This window comes from Microvirga tunisiensis (assembly GCF_009296175.1).
GTDB classification, from domain to species: Bacteria; Pseudomonadota; Alphaproteobacteria; order Rhizobiales; family Beijerinckiaceae; genus Microvirga; species Microvirga tunisiensis.
In genome coordinates this window covers 1-973 of the sequence record NZ_VOSK01000856.1, presented here as the reverse complement: position 1 = coordinate 973, position 973 = coordinate 1, and the positions used below count along the sequence as shown (strand labels likewise).

Annotated in this window: 1 protein-coding gene; it reads right to left on the bottom strand. The window is 64.7% G+C overall.

What is annotated here, in order from left to right; genetic code table 11:
• On the bottom strand, positions 1 to 933 hold a 933-nt coding region (locus tag FS320_RS44130; RefSeq protein WP_162003654.1), incomplete at its 3' end, for a transposase.
• Between the last annotated feature and the right edge of the window lie 40 nt (positions 934 to 973).

Genomic DNA, 973 nt, shown 5'->3' with positions numbered 1-973 from the left:
CCAGGTTGTCGTCCCCTTATTGGCATAATGGACCTCTGGATCGTAGGGTGATCCGGCCATCAGCAGGGAGGGCGGAAATCCCTCATGGTCGGTCCGCCACTGCACCCGGGGAGTGGTCTCAGAGAATGGGCCAGCCTCAGGTTCTCCGGTCTGAGCTTGGTCGGTGAGACAGAAATTCTGCACCCAAACCTGCCGCAGCAGCTCAATGGCCGGGATCTCACGCAGCCAGATTGGTGCACCAGGAGCCATGATGGCAGCAAGCAGCTGATGACCATCACGCCCGATCTGCTCGGCATAGGCGCGCCGCTTCGCCTCGCCTTGCGGGACATCATAGTTGTCGGCCCGCCTGCCATAGCGCTCGATCCAGGCGGGATTGGCATGGGCGCGCAACCATGCGGGAGCCGCGGACGCCAAGACATTGAGGGCCGCCCGCATGGTCTCGGTCACGCAGGCGAGACGGTTCAGGGAACGGACGGCTCCGAGCACATGGGTCGAGTCGGTGCGCTGACGGCCTCGGGCGCTCAGCAGCTTGTGCTCCCGGCACAGGACCAGAAGCGTATTAAGGAGTTGCTCTTCTAAGCCTCCCGCCACCAGACGACCGCGAAACTCGCTGAGAACAGAGGCGTCGAAGCCAGGGTCGGTCAGTTCCAGGCCCAGCAGGTACTTCCAATCGATGCGGCTGCGGACCGCATCAGCCGCCCGCCGATCAGAGAGGCTCTCAGCGAACTGCAGCAAGCTCACCAGCGCCAGTCGCCACGGGCATGCGGCCGGCTGTCCGCAAAGGGCAAAGAGGGACGCGAACTGGGCATCGGTAAAGATCGTCCCAAGGTGGTCACGCAGGCGCAGATAGGGGCTGCCATGCGGGAACGCGGCACGCGCGATGGCTGCCGTTGCGGCCGGGACATCACAGCACGGGGTCGGGCGGAGCGACATGAGGACCTCCGGGATGGTGGGGCTGCCCCCTCAAACCCAG